The organism is Thiomicrorhabdus sediminis (assembly GCF_005885815.1).
Lineage (GTDB): Bacteria > Pseudomonadota > Gammaproteobacteria > Thiomicrospirales > Thiomicrospiraceae > Thiomicrorhabdus > Thiomicrorhabdus sediminis.
Window position 1 is genome coordinate 525,263 of the sequence record NZ_CP040602.1, and the last position, 16,203, is coordinate 541,465.

Consider the following 16,203-nt stretch of genomic DNA (forward strand, 5'->3'; position numbering starts at 1 on the left):
TGTTTAAACTAAATATAGTTGTTTCCTCGTTATAGTTTGGTTTTTTAAATCAATTAAAGAGTACATGAGGGGTGAAAAAATATGAAGAAAGTGTTGATAGCTGGTGTAATAGAGCAAGTGGCGACAAGCAGTAACGAATTGAACACAAATGAAGTAGAAAAAAATACTAGTGACTAATCTTAATATCCTTATTGTTGGCGGAGCAGGCTATGTTGGCTCACACATGGTGAAAATGCTTTGTAAAGCCGGGCATACAGTTACTGTGTTGGATAACCTTTCTACGGGGTTTCGTCAAACCGTTAAATATGGCAAGTTAATTGTTGGCGATCTTGCAGATATTCATTTGTTAGAAAATTTATTCGCTGAAAACAAGTTTGATGGCGTAATGCACTTTGCGGCGAATAGCTTAGTTGGCGAGTCTATGGTTAATCCTTCCAAATATTACCGCAACAATGTCAGTAATACGCTAAATCTACTGGATGTGATGGTTCGTCACAGTGTAAAACACTTTATCTTTTCATCAACAGCGGCTATTTTTGGTGAGCCTGATTATGTGCCAATAGATGAAACTCATCCAAAAAAACCAATTAATCCTTATGGTTTCAGTAAATTAATGATTGAGCGTATTTTAGAGGATTATGCTGATGCTTATGGTTTGAATTCGGTCAGTTTGCGTTACTTTAATGCATGTGGAGCGGATCCAGAAGGAGAGATTGGCGAGTGTCATGATCCTGAAACTCATTTGATTCCATTAACCTTGCAGGTAGCTTCAGGAAAAAGAGATTCGATTACAGTTTTTGGGCTTGATTACTCTACAGATGACGGAACATGTGTTCGTGATTATATTCACGTTAATGATTTGTGCTCAGCCCACGCTTTGGCGTTAGATTATATTTTATCGTGCAAAGCACAAGGTGCTTTAGCATTTAATTTGGGAAATGGGGCAGGATTTTCCGTGCAACAAGTTATAGAAGTTGTTAAAGCAGTTGTAGCACAGGATGGTTGCACCTTAACCATAAAAAATGGAGAGCGTAGGCTCGGTGATCCAGCAGTACTAGTCGCAGATTCAACTCAAGCTATGACGCAAATGGGATGGAAGCCTGAATATGTCGATTTAGAAACTATTGTTCGTCATGCATGGGCATGGGAAAAGAAACAAATCTAAAAGGGTAAAATGCTTTTGCAAATGTAGAGGGGGTGGCTTTTCTGTTGCAGTCGTTGTGCTATCACACCGCCTTGATTAAATGCACCGATGGAGATTAGTCGAGAAAGTTTGCTAAATTGATTACGCCAGAATGATGGCTTGTGGATTTCAAAAGGAAGATGTTGTGTTATTGTTTTCAATTCTTGTTCCTTAATCTATAAAAATGATTTTTCGTAATCTCAAAACAAAAAAATATCCGTTGGTTAGAGTTGTCGGTTTGTAACTGCTGGGCCGGATTGAACCTATGTGTTTCAATGGGGTGCTCTTTTAACATTTAAGCAGTTTCTAATTTGCAATTGGAATGCAGTGATCGATTGGCTCTGCATGATGGGATGATGTCGCTTTGATACGGTATCGACAGATTATGAATACAATTCTGTTATAACTTAGGGCTTTAAGGGCTGCATAAAGCGCTTTGTGTTGATAAAGAAAAAATGGTATCAAAGGAAGTCGAAAGTTGGTTTGCCACTGATAACGGGACTAGATTGGCGTTAAAAGGTGTGTTAAAAAAATCTGGCAACTAAGAAGATGCCTAAGAGAAGTCTGGGTATTATTTTTTATATTGTTATTTGGTGTGTTTTGAAAAAAGGGTTTCAAATTGAAAGGAATTATTCAAACTGGTGTTTCCAGAACTCGATTCTATCCGTTCACTCGCGGCCTATCGAAACAATTTGTTCCAAGTTGCGATAAACCGATGATCTATTATCCGCAAGCTGTTTTGATGTTGTCAGGTATTAAGGAAGTTTCGATTATCACCACTTCAGAAGAGAAGGCGCGCGCATTATGAATTTCATTCCTCAATCTATTCCTGACGTGATCTTAGTGCAACCCAAAGTTTGGGGCGATGATCGAGGCTATTTTGTTGAAACGTTTCGTCAGGATAAGTTTGAAGAAGCGATTGGCTATAAAGTGGACTTTTGTCAAGACAACGAATCCAAATCAATTAAAGGGGTGCTACGCGGATTGCATTATCAATTACCACCTTTTGCACAAAGCAAACTTGTACGGGTTATTGACGGCAGAGTGCTAGATGTGGCTGTTGATATCAGAATGGGTAGTCCGACATTCGGGCAACATGTCGCCGTAGAGCTTAGTGCGGAAAATAAACAACAGTTGTTTATTCCTCAAGGTTTTGCCCATGGTTTTGTGGTGCTGAGTGATTCCGCTATTTTTGCCTATAAAGTTGATAGCTACTACTCACCTGAGTGCGATCGAGGTTTAGCGTTCAATGACCCCACATTACAAATTGATTGGCAATTATCAGCAGACGAATTGAAGCTTTCTGAAAAAGACAAAAAACAACCGAATCTGTCCAATTTAGATGGCGGCTTTGAATATGGCAAATAAGGTTAAACTGGTTCTAGTCACGGGAAAAAATGGACAGTTAGGCAAATCCCTTCATGCTATTGCTACAAACAATCAAAAAGACTATTCCGAATACGCTTTTACTTATGTTGGGCGTGATGAGATGGATTTAAGTGATTCACAATCCATTGACGCTTTTTTCCAAAATCAAAGGTTTGATATAATCATCAATTGTGCTGCCTATACAGCGGTGGACAAAGCGGAGTCAGAGGTTGAGCTTGCCGATAAAATTAACCATCTTGCAGTGAAGCAACTTGCTGAAATAGCCAAGCAAAAAAACAGTTTTCTTATGCATATTAGTACCGACTATGTATTTGATGGAAAAAGTTGCCATCCATATGGCGAATCCGACCCAGTCGCCCCACAAGGTATTTATGGGGTCACCAAGTTAAATGGTGAACAGGCTATTCAAACGGTCAACCCCAAAGGGGCTATTCTTCGCACCAGTTGGGTTTACTCTGAGTTCGGAAGTAACTTTGTTAAAACCATGCTTCGCTTGGGAGCTGAACGTGACAGCCTTAATGTTATCTTTGATCAAGTTGGAAGTCCGACTTATGCGAGGGATTTAGCGAAGACGATTTTGCAAATGGTCAAGAAAGCGGAAATACTCGAACATAACTCGATCTATCATTATTCTAATGAAGGTGTCTGTAGCTGGTATGATTTCGCGAAAGCCATTTTTGAAATAAGTAAAGCCGATTGTCTAGTGACACCCATTGAAACTAAAGATTATCATACGCCTGCAAAACGCCCACATTATAGTCTAATGAATAAAGCCAAAATCAAAGCAGACTTTGGGATGGCAATCCCGTATTGGCGCGATTCGCTGATGCACTGCTTAACAGAATTAAAAAAGTAAGAAAAAAATGTCATCAACTACTTCTAAAACCATTCTTGTCACTGGTGGAGCCGGTTTTATTGGCTCTGCTGTGGTACGTCACCTGATCAATGACACATCACATTCCGTGGTAAATGTCGATAAACTTACCTATGCCGGTAATCTCGAATCGCTTAAATCAGTCAACGACAGTGTTCGCTATACTTTTGAACAAGTGGATATCTGTGATGCTTCCGAACTAAAACGTGTATTCAATGAACATCAACCGGATATTGTGATGCACCTGGCCGCCGAATCTCATGTTGACCGTTCGATTGACGGGCCGGGGGAATTCATTCAAACCAATATTGTTGGTACCTATACTTTGCTTGAACAGGCACGTGCCTATTGGTGTCAGCTTGCCGATGATAAAAAAACTGACTTTCGTTTCCATCATATCTCAACGGATGAAGTCTATGGTGATCTGCAGCATCCGGATGAAATCGAAGATGAATCATCAGAATTGCCTCTGTTTACTGAAACTACGGCATACGCTCCTAGCTCACCTTATTCCGCTTCAAAAGCATCATCAGATCACTTGGTAAGAGCTTGGTATAAGACATATGCATTGCCTGTGATAGTAACTAATTGTTCAAATAATTACGGGCCTTACCACTTTCCGGAAAAGTTAATCCCTTTAATTATCCTAAATGCACTTGATGGAAAAGAATTGCCCGTCTATGGTGTGGGTAATCAAATTCGTGATTGGTTATATGTTGAGGATCATGCAAGAGCGTTAGTATTGGTGGCTACAGAGGGAAAAATCGGCGAAACATACAATATTGGCGGTCATAACGAGAAAAGGAATATTGATGTGGTAAAAGCAATTTGCCATATTTTGGATGAATTGAGACCGAAGTCTAGTTCTTATGAAGCTCAGATTAAATTTGTTTCTGATCGTCCCGGGCATGATATGCGATATGCAATTGATGCCACGAAGATAAAACAAGAATTAGGCTGGACTCCTGAAGAGACTTTTGAGTCTGGTATCCGAAAAACCGTCAATTGGTATTTAGATAACATCGATTGGTGTCAGCGCGTACAGGATGGTTCATATCATCGTCAGCGTCTAGGCACAGTCCAATAAGAAAAAAGAAAAATTATGAAAGGTATTATTTTAGCTGGAGGCTCTGGCACACGACTTTATCCTATTACAAAAGGTGTGTCCAAACAGCTTTTGCCAATTTACGACAAACCGATGATTTATTATCCACTTTCGGTGCTGATGTTGGCTGGAATTCAAGATGTTTTGGTTATAACAACTCCCGACGACCAGGCTAGTTTTAAGAGAATGTTGGGCGATGGGGCTGAGTTTGGTATTAATTTGTCATACGCAGTTCAGCCTTCGCCAGATGGTTTAGCTCAAGCATTTATTATTGGTGAAGAGTTTATTGGAAAAGATAGTGTCTGTCTTGTGTTAGGGGATAATATTTTTTGGGGTCAGGGCTTTACTCCTATTGTGAAACGTGCAGCAGAAAGGCAATCTGGCGCTACCGTATTTGGTTATCAGGTGAAAGATCCTGAACGATTCGGTGTTGTTGAATTTGATTCAAATTATAAAGCTGTTTCGATTGAAGAAAAGCCTGTCAAACCAAAATCAAATTATGCTGTAACGGGGTTATATTTCTACGACAATGATGTCGTAGAAATGGCTAAGCAAGTCAAACCATCAGATCGCGGAGAGCTTGAAATTACCACTATCAACCAAATGTATTTGGATAGTGGGAAACTGAATGTAGAGCTTTTAGGCAGAGGCTTTGCGTGGTTAGATACTGGAACTCATGAAAGTTTGCTTGAGGCCGCCCTGTTTGTTGAAACTATAGAAAAGCGTCAAGGCTATAAAATTGCATGTTTAGAAGAGATTGCGTTGCGTAATGGGTGGCTCACAAAGGATGAGGTTGCAAGAACTGCTTCAGAGCTGTCTAAAAATAGCTATGGACAGTATTTATCAGACTTGTTGGTAAGCAAAGAATGAGTTTGATTAAGCTAATTGATTTACCTGCTTTCTGTGATGAGAGGGGAGGGCTAGTTGTTCTCGAAGAAGAAAATACTGTTCCGTTTGAAATTAAGCGAATTTATTATTTGTTTGATACAAAAAAGAATGTCTCTCGTGGTTTTCATGCACATAAAAACTTAAAACAATTAGTTGTATGTGTAAAAGGAAGCTGCCAATTTATTCTGGATGACGGTTTTTGTAGAGATTCAATTGTACTTAATAGCCCTAAGAACGGCTTGGTTGTAGAAGGATTGGTTTGGCGTGAAATGCATGATTTTAGTGATGATTGTGTGTTGTTAGTCTTGGCCAGTGAGAAGTATGACGAATCTGACTATATAAGAAATTATCAAGAGTTTCTGGAGTTGGTATATGAACAAGAGTAAAGAGTTGATTATTATTGGTGCAGGTGAAACGGCGATGCTTGCCTATGAGTATTTTACTCATGATAGTGATTACAATGTGATTGGCTTTGCTGTTGAAAGTGCATTTATCCAAGAAGATACACTTTATCAACTCCCTGTCTTCTCACTTGAAAAGTTGGAGGAAAATTTCAAACCAGAGTCTTGTGAATTGTTTGTTGCGATCAGCTCAGGCAAGTTAAATCGTATTCGAGCGGATATGTACCTAAGATATAAAGCCATGGGTTACAAGTTTGCAAGCTATATAAGTAGTAAAGCGTTTGTTTGGCATAATGTTGAAATTGGCGAAAATTGTTTTATTTTAGAAGATAACACTCTGCAGCCGTTTGTGCGTATTGGTCATAATGTAACTTTGTGGAGTGGTAACCACATTGGACATAGAACAGTCATTCACGATCATTGTTTTATCTCATCTCATTGTGTTATTTCAGGATTTTGTGAGATTGGTGAAAATAGCTTTTTAGGTGTGAACTGCACACTTGAAGACAATGTATCAATAGAATCGGATAACTTTATTGGAGCTGCGGCATTGATACAAAAAAATACAATTGCCAAAAGCTTCTATCAGGAACAACAAACCGAGTTGTCTAAAGTTAATACACATAGATTATTCAGGATTAAAGAGTCATGAAGTGGGAAAAAAAAGGGCTTATCTATAGCCCCAGAAAAAACCATGACTGGAATCAGAAGTATGCGATATTGCCCACGCCAGTTTATATAGAGAGTTCTAATGTCATAAGAATTTTCTTTGGCACAACGGATAATCAGAACTATGGGCGTATCTCCTATTTAGATGTTTGTGCAGATAATCCGTCTGAAGTTTTATATGAACACGACAGTTATATACTAGACTTGGGTGAACCTGGAACTTTTGACGATTGCGGTGTGGTTCCGTCCTGCATTATCAAAGAGGGTCAAGACAACTGTTTTAATTTATATACTGTAGGTTTTCAGCGAACAGTAAAAACTCCATATATGTTGTTTGCCGGATTGGCTCAGTCACAGGATTTGAGCAATTTTCAACGATACTGCCAAGCTCCAATATTGCCAAGGAGCTGCTCCCGTCATATTTCACAAGGTGCTCCATGCGTAATCTATGAAGATGGAATATACAAAATGTGGCATTGGTTTGCTACCAAGTGGATTGAGGTTGATGGTAAGCCTTTTATGGATTATCACATAGGGTATGCTGAATCATTAGATGCAAAATCATGGGAAATGAGAGACACGGCTTGTTTGAGCCCTATGGCTGAAAGGGGAGAGTTTGCGGTGGCTAGACCCTGGGTTTTCAAAATGAACAATAAATATCACATGTACTATTCGACACGATATAAAGAAAAACTCTACCGGATTGATTATGCAGTATCTGAAGATGGTATTGAATGGGAGAGAGTCGATACCCCTCCGTTTGATGTCTCTGAACATGGGTGGGATTCCGAAATGATTTGTTACCCAAGTATTATTGAAGCAAATGGTAAAACGTTTATGTTTTACAACGGCAATAATAATGGAGAAACGGGGTTTGGCTATGCTGAATTATTTGAAGAAGTTTCCAAATGAAGATAACGGTTGAGCAATATTGTTCTGAAAAGAAAAGTCTTTGGGATGATTTAATTCAATCTTCCAAGAATGGACATTTCATGTTTTATCGTGACTATATGGAGTATCATGCAGATCGCTTTGACGATTACTCTTTAATGTTTTTCGATGAAAAGAAAAGATTAATTGCCGTTATGCCTGCTAATATTAAAGGCGAAATTGTATATTCGCATCAGGGGCTAAGTTTTGGTGGTTTGATCTTATCTTTCAAAGCAACCGCTGAAATAGTCCATGACATATTTTTAGCGTTGATTGAGTTTTTGAAGTCTTCTAGTACAGCTGTTTCCTTAATCTATAAAAGAACTCCAGATTTTTATCACTTATATTCTGCCCAAGAGGATTTGTATTCATTATTTTTGTTTAATGCTGAGCTCATTAGACGAGATTTAAGTGTGTGTATTGATCTGCTTAACCCTATACCTTTTCAAGACATGAGAAAGAGAAAAGTTAAAAAGGCGAAGAAAAACAATATAGAAGTGCAATTAGATACAGATTTTGCCAGTTTCTGGAATGTTCTAAATGAGGTTTTAAAAAAACAGCATGGTGTTCAGCCAGTTCATAGTCTTGAAGAGATCAATCATCTTAAGTCTATATTCCCAGATAATATTAAGTGTTTTTCGGCGAGGCTAAATGGTGAGATTTTAGCTGGAACTGTTATTTATGAAACTCAGACAGTCGCGCACGCACAATACTTGGCCAGCAACGACAAAGGTAGGGAACTTGGCGCTTTGGATTTGGTAATTGATTTCTTAATCAAAGATGTCTACAAAGATAAGAAATATTTTGATTTTGGTATTTCAACAGAAAGTGATGGGCGATTCTTGAATAAAGGTCTCATTTCACAGAAAGAAGGGTTTGGGGCTCGAGGTCAAGTTCATGACTTTTATGAGATTAAGTTAGTATGATTCCATTTTTAGATTTACAAGGCGTTAATGCGCAATATAGAGAAGAACTCATTCAAGTCGCTACAAATGTAATTGACTCTGGTTGGTATGTGCAAGGTTCACAGGTAACCGCTTTTGAAAGCGAGTTTGCTGATTATTGTGGCACTAAACATTGTATTGGTGTTGCGAATGGTTTAGATGCATTGGTTTTGATTTTGAGAGCCTATAAAGAGCTTGGAAAGCTCAGAGATGGCGACGAGATCATTGTTCCTGCAAATACATATATTGCGAGCATTTTAGCCATCACCGAAAATAATCTGAAGCCAATTCTTGTTGAGCCCAATGTAGACACATTCAATCTTGATCCTGACTTGATTGAACAAGCGATTACCAAAGATACCAAGGTTATTTTAGCAGTTCATCTTTATGGGCAGCTTGCTGACATGGCTGCAATTAATGCAATTGCGGAAAAGTACAATTTATTGGTAATAGAGGATTCTGCGCAGGCACACGGCGCTGAACTTAATGGCCAAAAATCTGGAAATCTTGGCGATGCCTCTGGTTTTAGTTTTTATCCGGGAAAAAATTTAGGAGCCTTGGGGGACGCGGGGGCTGTAACAACAAATGATGATGAGTTAGCTGATGTTATTCGTACGTTAGGTAACTATGGCAGTCATAAAAAGTATGAAAATCTATATCAAGGGGTAAACAGCAGGTTAGATGAAATTCAGGCTGGATTCTTAAGAGTTAAGTTGAGACACCTAGATAATGAGATTGAGCAAAGACGTAAAGTTGCTGTTCAATATACCTCTAGTATTAAGAATCCATTAATTAAGCTGCCTATAAAAGCATTAGATGTGAAGGATTTGTCTAACCATGTTTTTCATTTATTTGTGATTCAAACCGATCGACGAGATGAGTTACAGCAGTTTTTGAGCGAGAATGGGGTTCAAACGTTGATTCATTATCCTATTCCGGCGCATCAGCAAAAAGCATATTTTGATCTATTTGACGTTGATCTTATTTCGACAGAAGAGTTAAGTCAGAAAATTCTGAGTTTACCAATTAGCCCGGTTATGACGAATGAACAAATAAACTCGGTTATTCGGGTAATAAATGACTTCAAATGACTCTTATTAAAACATCTGTACTAAGCTTTGCGGTAACACTATCAAAATTAGTTACGGCTTTGGTTATTAATAAGTTAGTAGCTGTTTATGCAGGGCCTTCAGGGTTAGCCGTTTTGGCACAGTTCCAAAATATTATTCAGGTTCTTAGTGTTCTTTCTCAATCGGCTTTAAATAATGGCGTAACAAAATTTACTGCTGAATATAAGGAGTCTCCTAAGTATTTAGGAAGATTTTTTGGTGTTTCCGCAACACTTAGCTTGATTAGCACCGTGCTTGTTAGTTTTTGCTGTTTTATATTTTCTGACTGGTTAGCTTCGTATTTACTGAAAGCAGTTGAGTTGTCCTATCTTTTCAAGATTTTATCTTTTAGCCTTATATTGATTGTTTCAAATAATTTAATTTTGTCTATTCTTAATGGATTAAATCAAATTAAACAGTGGGCTTTAATTCAAGTTAGTCAAAGTATTTTTTCATTATTGTTTGTTAGTGTTTTATCATTTGCTTTAGGGTTGGAAGGGATTTTAATCGCTCTGGTGACTTTTCAAGCGCTTGTTTTTATTGTGCTTGTGTTTTTTATGGTACGTAGCAAAGCTTTATTTCCCCAAACGGAAATGGTGTTTTGGGATATAAATATCTCAAAAAAGCTACTTGCATTTGCTTTGATTGCCGGTGTAAGCGCTGTAACAGCCCCCCTCATTCAGGTTTTAATTCGAGAGTATGTTTCATCTCATTCTGGTCTTGACGTTGCAGGGTATTGGCAAGCAGTTTGGTATCTTTCGAGTACATTTCTACTGGTTGTTACAACAACATTGAGTACTTATTTTTTGCCAAAGTTTTCTGCTTGTAAGGAAACTAATGCTCTACAAAAAGAATTGTATTCTGGTTTAGCATTATTTTTGCCTCTTTCAATTTTGGCAGCCGTGTCTGTTTACTTTTTAAGGGACTGGATTATTTGGATTTTATTTAGTGATGATTTTTTAGTCATTGGCGATTTTTTATTTTGGCAGCTAACGGGAGATGTTATTAGGGTTTCAGCCTGGTTTTTTGCATTTTTGATGTTGGCAAAGGCAAAAACTAAAGCATTGATTACAAGTGAAATAGTATTTAGTTGTTCACTGGTGTTACTTAGTATTCTGGGTTTTGATCTGGCTGGAATATACGGTTTAACTGTCGCTTTTGCTATCAATTATTTCTTGTATCTTGTATATGTTAGTTTTTATGTTCACAAGTATATTTTGAATGGAAGATCTCATGCCTAGTTCACCTTTAGTAAGCGTATTAATTCCGTCATATAATCATGGGGGCTTCATAAAAGAGGCTATCGTGAGTGTAATTAATCAAAGTTATAAAAACATAGAACTCATTATTATTGATGATGGTTCTTTAGATAACTCTGTAGATGTTATTAATGAAATGCTTGAGCAATGTGAGTCTAGGTTTGTAAATTTTCAACTAATCGCAAGAGCAAATAAGGGCCTTAGTGCGACTCTTAACGAAGGGCTAAATAGATCTAAAGGTAAGTATTTTACAAGCTTGGCATCTGATGATGTTTTTTTACCGAATAAAGTAGAGCAACAAGTAAATGTCATGGAGGCTAATCCCTATATTGATATGCTTTTTGGTGGAATGCAGGTTATAGATGATTCATCGTTAGTATTAAAAACCTATAATGTTCCTGAAAGGGTGTATGAGTTTAACGATTTTATATTGCAGGACTATTTTCTTCCTTCAGTCACTTTGATGTATAGACTGGATAGGGTTTTGTCCATAGGTGGCTATGAAGATAATATTGCTGTTGATGATTGGTATATGTGGTTAAAAGCTTCTAGTGCCGGACTCAAATTAAAGTCAGTTCCTCAAGTTTTTAGCCAGTACCGTAGACATGAAAATAACTTTTCTAAACAAGCTGAAGCGATGTGGCGCTCAAAGTTGTTAATATTAGCAAGTTATAAACAGCATCCTCTTTATGAGTTAGCAGTCTCTATTAGTAAGATAATTTACGCTGGAGAATTAATTAAGTTAAGTCGTCGCAAAGCACTTAAGGTTTTTTGGAATGCATTAAAAAAACATCCATCCCTTATCCGTCATCGACGTTTTTATGTTTTTTGGATTAAGTTCTTTCTACCTAAATCAAAATTAAGAGCATTGTAATTTTATGACGGTTGATAACTCTTTAAAGCACAATCATTCAAAAGTCTTGGTTTTGGGGGGCAACGGGTTCCTAGGAAAAAGTGTTGTTCATGCACTAAATCTGTCAGACACTGACTACCAAATTACTGTTGTCACTAGAAACAAGCAAAAGAATCTATCTGTCAACTACTTAGAATGTGATTTACTTGATGCAACAGTGGATTTTGTTGATTTGTTGTCAGGTTATGATGTTGTCATTAATTGCGTTGGTGAGTTGAAAGATGAAAGCTTAATGGAGGCTAAAAATTTTGGGTTGGTCGAAAAAGTTGTTGTTGCCCTTATTAAGCTTGATCGTCCTGCTCACTTAATTCACATAAGCAGCGTTGGGTGTTATGGCGCGGTAGAAAACTCAAATGGAAAAGTTTTGACTATCAAAGAAGATGCCATTGAAGAGCCTTCTAATCTTTATGAAAAAACCAAAAAGAAAGCAGATGATTATATTCGCGCGTTAGATATAGAAAATGGCTCTGTGAGTTACACTATACTGCGTCCAACTATCATTTATGGCCCGGGAATGCCCAATGAATCCTTGAGGAATTTAGGTAACTTTGTTCGTAGCAAAAAATTCTTTTTTATTGGAGACAAAAAAGCTATAGCTAATTACATTCATGTAGATGATGTTGCATTAGCGGTTAGTTTAGCAATAGAACATCCAATCGCTAAAGGTAGAGTCTACATTGTGTCTGATGATACAACGCAGTTAGAGTTGATTTGCTCTTTTGCAAATTATTTTGGTGTAAAGGTCCCGAGATTGGTTATTCCTAAATCAGTAGTAATATTTTGCTTAAGTGTGATTAATACATTGGGTGTACCGTTCCCTTTAAATAACTCACGAGTGGATTATTTGACATCTAAGGTATTTTTTTCTCACGAAAAAATATCAAAAGAACTAGGCTTTAAAGCTCAAAAAACAATTAAGAATGATTTAGGAAAAATATATAGTTAGCTTATTAAGCTTAAAGTTTTGCTTTCTTAGGAATTAGATTTTATGGCCTCTATTTGCATTGTTGTAGCAGTACCTTCAACTATCAATGCTTTCTTGATAAATCATATCCTTTATTTATCGAAAAATTTTGATGTAACGATAGTTGGAAATTCGATAGAAGAACAATTAGTCGGTATTCCAGATAATGTTAAGCTTCAATCAATTGCGATACAAAGAGATATAGCGATATTATCTGATTTAAAAGCATTATTTGCGTTATTTAAATTTTTGAGGAAGAAAAGGTTTGATTTAGTTTTGTCTGTGACTCCAAAGGCTGGACTGTTGGGTTCCTTGGCATCTTGTTTTTGCCGAGTTCCGATTCGTCTGCATTGGTTTACTGGGCAGGTATGGGTTACTCAAAAAGGTTTTAAGAGAACATTGTTAAAAACTCTTGATAAGTTGATTGCCGCTTGTACGACTCATCAATTAGTTGATAGCCAATCCCAGTTGAATTTTCTCGAAAGCGAATGTGTGGTTAAGCCAGGAAAAGCGATTACTCTTGGAGACGGATCTATCAGTGGGGTGAATATTTCTAGATTTGTATTCAATACTGAGCAACGTAAAGCTCTAAGAGAAAAGTTAAGTATTGGGCCGAAAGATAAAGTAATTCTTTTCTTGGGACGTTTGAATAGAGATAAAGGTGTTTATGATTTGATTTCCGCATTCAAGTCTCTTGATAAGCTTGTGAATATCCATTTGGTTTTAGTTGGGCCAGACGAGGGGAATATCGAATCTTCTGTGGATTTTTCGAGAAATAAAAACTTAAAAGTTCATTTTGTAGGTCATACTTCAACGCCGGAAAGTTGGTTGAGTGTCGCAGATGTTTTCTGTTTACCGAGTTATAGAGAAGGATTTGGTAGCAGTGTGATTGAAGCGGCCAGCGTTGGTTTGCCTAGTGTAGTTTCCAGGATTTACGGATTAACGGACGCTGTGGAGGAAAATGTGACAGGTTTGATGCATGAGGCTGGAGATGTTGACGATTTGCGGACTAAGCTTGAAGTATTGCTGCTAAATGATGATTTAAGAATTGAACTTGGAAGAAATGCATTACTCAGAGTTCAAAATAACTTTTCTCAAGACAGAATTTCGGGGCTTTTTTTGGATTATGTAAACTCATTATTTTTGGCTTATAAATGAATACTAAAAGAATTTTTGATTTGTGTCTGGTGTTGATAAGTTTGCCTGTAGTTTTGCCAGTGTTTGTTGGAATTGCTTTATTAATTAGAGTTAAGATCGGCTCACCTGTGTTTTTTATTCAAACCCGACCTGGTTTGAATGCTAAGCCATTTAAAATGATTAAGTTTAGAAGTATGAGTGATACCCGCGATGAGGCAGGGCAATTACTTCCTGATGATCAGCGATTGGGTAAATTTGGCCGTTTCTTGCGTTCTACTAGCCTCGATGAACTTCCAGAATTAATAAATGTATTGAAAGGCGAAATGAGCTTGGTAGGCCCTAGGCCTCTACTTATGGAATACATTGATTTATATACCGAAGAGCAGGCAAGGCGGCATGATGCATTGCCAGGAATAACTGGTTGGGCTCAAGTAAATGGTAGAAATACTATTTCCTGGGAGGATAAATTTAAATTGGATGTTTGGTATGTAGATAATAGAAACTTCTGGCTGGATTTGAAGATTCTTTTGATTACGATTAAGAAGGTTTTTGTTAGAGAAGGTGTATCTGCGCAGGGTGACGCGACTATGCCAAAATTCAAGGGTAGTAAGAAGTGAAAAGCTTAGCTGTTTTGGGTGCGGGTGGTCATGGCGGCGTTGTAGCAGAAATTGCGGAACTTAATGGTTGGCAAGTCGTTTTTTTTGATGATTGCTATCCCTCACAAAGATCAGTGCATGAACAATGGCCTGTATTAGGAGATTATAAAGCGCTCTGTGCTGACATAGATAAATATTCAGGTTGCTTTGTTGCGATTGGTAATAACAAAGTTCGTCTTGAAAAACTCAATGGGTTAAGTGTGCTTGGAGCAAGGATCCCTGTACTTGTTCACCCGAATTCGGTGATTAGCAAATATTCTTCTATTGAAGACGGTTCAGTTGTTATGGCAAACGCAGTAGTTAACCCTTTTGTACAAATAGGTAAGGGTTGCATTGTTAATACTGCCGCTACGATTGACCATGATTGTGTTATTTCTGATGGTGTTCATCTGAGTCCAGGGGTTCATCTTGCTGGTGCTGCACAAGTTGGCATGCATTCTTGGATTGGTATTGGAGCATCGGTTAGACATGATGTGCGGCTAGGTGATAGTGTAATTGTTGGGGCTGGTGCTGCAGTTGTTAAAGATATTCAGGATGAACAAACCGTTGTAGGCGTTCCTGCAAAGAATATTGAAAATTAATTTTTGGTTTAAATGATGTTAAATACGCAATTCTCTCCTTGGCCCTCTTATACTCAGGAAGAGGCTGATGCTGTCCAGAAGGTTTTATTATCAAATAAAGTTAACTATTGGACTGGAAATGAGTGCCGTGAGTTTGAAAAAGAATTTGCCGGTTGGTGTGGTACAGAATATGCCGTAGCTGTTGCTAATGGAACCGTTGCTTTAGACTTGGCGTTGATTGCTTTGAAGGTAGGTGTAGGTGATGAGGTCATCGTGACTTCACGTACTTTTTTGGCATCGGTATCATCGATAGTTAATTCTGGAGCGACCCCCATTTTTGCTGATGTGTCTGCCGATTCTCAAAATATTACTCCTGATTCAGTTCGAAAAGTTATTTCATCTAAAACCAAGGCTATTATTTGTGTTCATTTAGCAGGTTGGCCATGTGACATGGATGGTATGCTTGAGATTGCTAATGAGTTTGGTTTATATGTCATTGAAGATTGTGCTCAAGCTCATGGTGCAAAATATAAGGGAAGGTCTGTTGGTTCGATAGGGCATATTGGTGCTTGGAGTTTTTGCCAGGATAAAATCATGACCACTGGTGGAGAAGGTGGAATGGTCACGACAAATGATGAATCTTTATGGAAAAAAATGTGGGCTTACAAAGACCATGGGAAATCTTGGGAAGCGATTTATGAGCGTAAGCATCCTCCAGGTTTTCGATGGATACACGAGTCATTCGGAACAAATTGGCGAATGACTGAAATGCAGGCCGTATTGGGGCGTATCCAGCTTAAGAGAATGCCTGATTGGAATCAAAGGCGTCTTAGTTATGCAAACCAGATATGGCACACATCAAGTAAATTAAAAGGTCTACGCGTTCCTATTGTTCCACATGAGATCGAACATGCCGCTTATAAATGTTATGTTTTCGTTGACCCAGTGAATCTCAATGAAGGCTGGAATCGCGATAGAATAATGAACGAGATTGCACAACACGGTGTTCCTTGTTATTCAGGTTCGTGTTCTGAGGTTTACCTAGAAGCAGCATTTGATGAAACCGGTCTTAGACCTGAAAAACCGTTACCAAACGCAAAAGAGCTTGGCGAAACTTCTTTAATGTTTCTAGTACACCCAACTTTAACAAATCAAGAAATTGATAAAACCTGTGAGACTCTGACTATGGTTATGCAGAAAGCGCAAAAATCGTGATTTAATG

General features: G+C 37.9%; 18 protein-coding genes. All 18 read left to right on the forward strand.

The genetic code is table 11. From position 1 onward, the window contains the following. Nucleotides 1-169: 169 nt before the first annotated feature. The 18 genes from galE to FE785_RS02425 all read left to right on the forward strand — a co-directional run bounded on the left by galE (nucleotide 170) and on the right by FE785_RS02425 (nucleotide 16,196). Nucleotides 170-1,165 (forward strand): UDP-glucose 4-epimerase GalE, encoded by a 996-nt coding sequence (gene galE, locus FE785_RS02340; protein WP_275115353.1) that lies wholly within the window; start codon nucleotides 170-172, stop codon nucleotides 1,163-1,165. Nucleotides 1,166-1,802: 637 nt separating this feature from the next. Then, nucleotides 1,803-1,991, forward strand: coding sequence for a sugar phosphate nucleotidyltransferase (locus FE785_RS02345; RefSeq protein ID WP_138564030.1), 189 nt, complete (start codon nucleotides 1,803-1,805; stop codon nucleotides 1,989-1,991). Next, nucleotides 1,988-2,551: a dTDP-4-dehydrorhamnose 3,5-epimerase gene (rfbC, locus tag FE785_RS02350; protein ID WP_138564032.1), complete on the forward strand. Its 564-nt coding sequence runs from the start codon at nucleotides 1,988-1,990 to the stop codon at nucleotides 2,549-2,551. The genes FE785_RS02345 and rfbC overlap by 4 nt, the downstream gene beginning before the upstream one ends. Then, nucleotides 2,541-3,428 carry a dTDP-4-dehydrorhamnose reductase gene (gene rfbD, locus FE785_RS02355; RefSeq protein WP_138564034.1) on the forward strand — a complete coding sequence of 296 codons (888 nt, stop codon included), beginning with the start codon at nucleotides 2,541-2,543 and terminating at the stop codon, nucleotides 3,426-3,428. Before rfbC ends, rfbD begins: the two co-directional genes overlap by 11 nt. 7 nt (nucleotides 3,429-3,435) lie before the next feature. Beyond that, nucleotides 3,436-4,533 (forward strand): dTDP-glucose 4,6-dehydratase, encoded by a 1,098-nt coding sequence (gene rfbB / locus FE785_RS02360; protein WP_138564036.1) that lies wholly within the window; start codon nucleotides 3,436-3,438, stop codon nucleotides 4,531-4,533. Nucleotides 4,534-4,548: 15 nt separating this feature from the next. Continuing rightward, nucleotides 4,549-5,421: a glucose-1-phosphate thymidylyltransferase RfbA gene (gene rfbA / locus FE785_RS02365; protein ID WP_138564038.1), complete on the forward strand. Its 873-nt coding sequence runs from the start codon at nucleotides 4,549-4,551 to the stop codon at nucleotides 5,419-5,421. After that, entirely contained in the window at nucleotides 5,418-5,825 is a 408-nt protein-coding gene (locus tag FE785_RS02370) for a sugar 3,4-ketoisomerase (protein WP_138564040.1), read from the forward strand. The genes rfbA and FE785_RS02370 overlap by 4 nt, the downstream gene beginning before the upstream one ends. Next, nucleotides 5,812-6,492 carry an acetyltransferase gene (locus FE785_RS02375; RefSeq protein WP_138564042.1) on the forward strand — a complete coding sequence of 227 codons (681 nt, stop codon included), beginning with the start codon at nucleotides 5,812-5,814 and terminating at the stop codon, nucleotides 6,490-6,492. Before FE785_RS02370 ends, FE785_RS02375 begins: the two co-directional genes overlap by 14 nt. After that, entirely contained in the window at nucleotides 6,489-7,421 is a 933-nt protein-coding gene (locus FE785_RS02380; RefSeq protein ID WP_138564044.1) for a glycoside hydrolase family protein, read from the forward strand. Before FE785_RS02375 ends, FE785_RS02380 begins: the two co-directional genes overlap by 4 nt. Next, complete coding sequence (locus FE785_RS02385; protein ID WP_202978316.1) at nucleotides 7,418-8,365, forward strand: GNAT family N-acetyltransferase; 948 nt, start codon at nucleotides 7,418-7,420, stop codon at nucleotides 8,363-8,365. Before FE785_RS02380 ends, FE785_RS02385 begins: the two co-directional genes overlap by 4 nt. Further along, a complete protein-coding gene (locus FE785_RS02390) occupies nucleotides 8,362-9,474 on the forward strand; it encodes a DegT/DnrJ/EryC1/StrS family aminotransferase (RefSeq protein ID WP_138564046.1) in 1,113 nt (370 codons plus the stop codon). The genes FE785_RS02385 and FE785_RS02390 overlap by 4 nt, the downstream gene beginning before the upstream one ends. Then, entirely contained in the window at nucleotides 9,471-10,733 is a 1,263-nt protein-coding gene (locus tag FE785_RS02395; RefSeq protein ID WP_138564048.1) for an O-antigen translocase, read from the forward strand. The genes FE785_RS02390 and FE785_RS02395 overlap by 4 nt, the downstream gene beginning before the upstream one ends. Continuing rightward, nucleotides 10,726-11,625, forward strand: a complete 900-nt coding sequence (locus FE785_RS02400; RefSeq protein ID WP_168188894.1) for a glycosyltransferase family 2 protein — start codon at nucleotides 10,726-10,728, stop codon at nucleotides 11,623-11,625. Before FE785_RS02395 ends, FE785_RS02400 begins: the two co-directional genes overlap by 8 nt. Before the next feature lie 4 nt (nucleotides 11,626-11,629). Further along, the gene (locus tag FE785_RS02405; protein ID WP_138564052.1) at nucleotides 11,630-12,610 is read left to right on the forward strand and encodes an NAD-dependent epimerase/dehydratase family protein; all 981 of its coding nucleotides are present in this window, start codon (nucleotides 11,630-11,632) and stop codon (nucleotides 12,608-12,610) included. A 42-nt stretch (nucleotides 12,611-12,652) separates the two neighbouring features. Further along, a complete protein-coding gene (locus tag FE785_RS02410; RefSeq protein WP_138564054.1) occupies nucleotides 12,653-13,786 on the forward strand; it encodes a glycosyltransferase family 4 protein in 1,134 nt (377 codons plus the stop codon). Next, nucleotides 13,783-14,382 carry a sugar transferase gene (locus FE785_RS02415; RefSeq protein WP_138564056.1) on the forward strand — a complete coding sequence of 200 codons (600 nt, stop codon included), beginning with the start codon at nucleotides 13,783-13,785 and terminating at the stop codon, nucleotides 14,380-14,382. Before FE785_RS02410 ends, FE785_RS02415 begins: the two co-directional genes overlap by 4 nt. Next, complete coding sequence (locus FE785_RS02420; RefSeq protein ID WP_138564058.1) at nucleotides 14,379-15,002, forward strand: acetyltransferase; 624 nt, start codon at nucleotides 14,379-14,381, stop codon at nucleotides 15,000-15,002. The genes FE785_RS02415 and FE785_RS02420 overlap by 4 nt, the downstream gene beginning before the upstream one ends. A gap of 12 nt (nucleotides 15,003-15,014) precedes the next feature. After that, nucleotides 15,015-16,196 (forward strand): DegT/DnrJ/EryC1/StrS family aminotransferase, encoded by a 1,182-nt coding sequence (locus tag FE785_RS02425; RefSeq protein ID WP_238696314.1) that lies wholly within the window; start codon nucleotides 15,015-15,017, stop codon nucleotides 16,194-16,196. Nucleotides 16,197-16,203 lie beyond the last annotated feature (7 nt).

What these genes read in the sequence shown, in the direction of transcription:
- rfbC (WP_138564032.1), top strand. Translation starts at nt 1,988, where the DNA reads ATGAATTTCATTCCTCAATCTATTCCTGACGTGATCTTAGTGCAACCC.
- rfbD (WP_138564034.1), top strand. Translation starts at nt 2,541, where the DNA reads ATGGCAAATAAGGTTAAACTGGTTCTAGTCACGGGAAAAAATGGACAG.
- rfbB (WP_138564036.1), top strand. Translation starts at nt 3,436, where the DNA reads ATGTCATCAACTACTTCTAAAACCATTCTTGTCACTGGTGGAGCCGGT.
- rfbA (WP_138564038.1), top strand. Translation starts at nt 4,549, where the DNA reads ATGAAAGGTATTATTTTAGCTGGAGGCTCTGGCACACGACTTTATCCT.
- FE785_RS02370 (WP_138564040.1), top strand. Translation starts at nt 5,418, where the DNA reads ATGAGTTTGATTAAGCTAATTGATTTACCTGCTTTCTGTGATGAGAGG.
- FE785_RS02375 (WP_138564042.1), top strand. Translation starts at nt 5,812, where the DNA reads ATGAACAAGAGTAAAGAGTTGATTATTATTGGTGCAGGTGAAACGGCG.
- FE785_RS02380 (WP_138564044.1), top strand. Translation starts at nt 6,489, where the DNA reads ATGAAGTGGGAAAAAAAAGGGCTTATCTATAGCCCCAGAAAAAACCAT.
- FE785_RS02385 (WP_202978316.1), top strand. Translation starts at nt 7,418, where the DNA reads ATGAAGATAACGGTTGAGCAATATTGTTCTGAAAAGAAAAGTCTTTGG.
- FE785_RS02390 (WP_138564046.1), top strand. Translation starts at nt 8,362, where the DNA reads ATGATTCCATTTTTAGATTTACAAGGCGTTAATGCGCAATATAGAGAA.
- FE785_RS02395 (WP_138564048.1), top strand. Translation starts at nt 9,471, where the DNA reads ATGACTCTTATTAAAACATCTGTACTAAGCTTTGCGGTAACACTATCA.
- FE785_RS02400 (WP_168188894.1), top strand. Translation starts at nt 10,726, where the DNA reads ATGCCTAGTTCACCTTTAGTAAGCGTATTAATTCCGTCATATAATCAT.
- FE785_RS02405 (WP_138564052.1), top strand. Translation starts at nt 11,630, where the DNA reads ATGACGGTTGATAACTCTTTAAAGCACAATCATTCAAAAGTCTTGGTT.
- FE785_RS02410 (WP_138564054.1), top strand. Translation starts at nt 12,653, where the DNA reads ATGGCCTCTATTTGCATTGTTGTAGCAGTACCTTCAACTATCAATGCT.
- FE785_RS02415 (WP_138564056.1), top strand. Translation starts at nt 13,783, where the DNA reads ATGAATACTAAAAGAATTTTTGATTTGTGTCTGGTGTTGATAAGTTTG.
- FE785_RS02425 (WP_238696314.1), top strand. Translation starts at nt 15,015, where the DNA reads ATGATGTTAAATACGCAATTCTCTCCTTGGCCCTCTTATACTCAGGAA.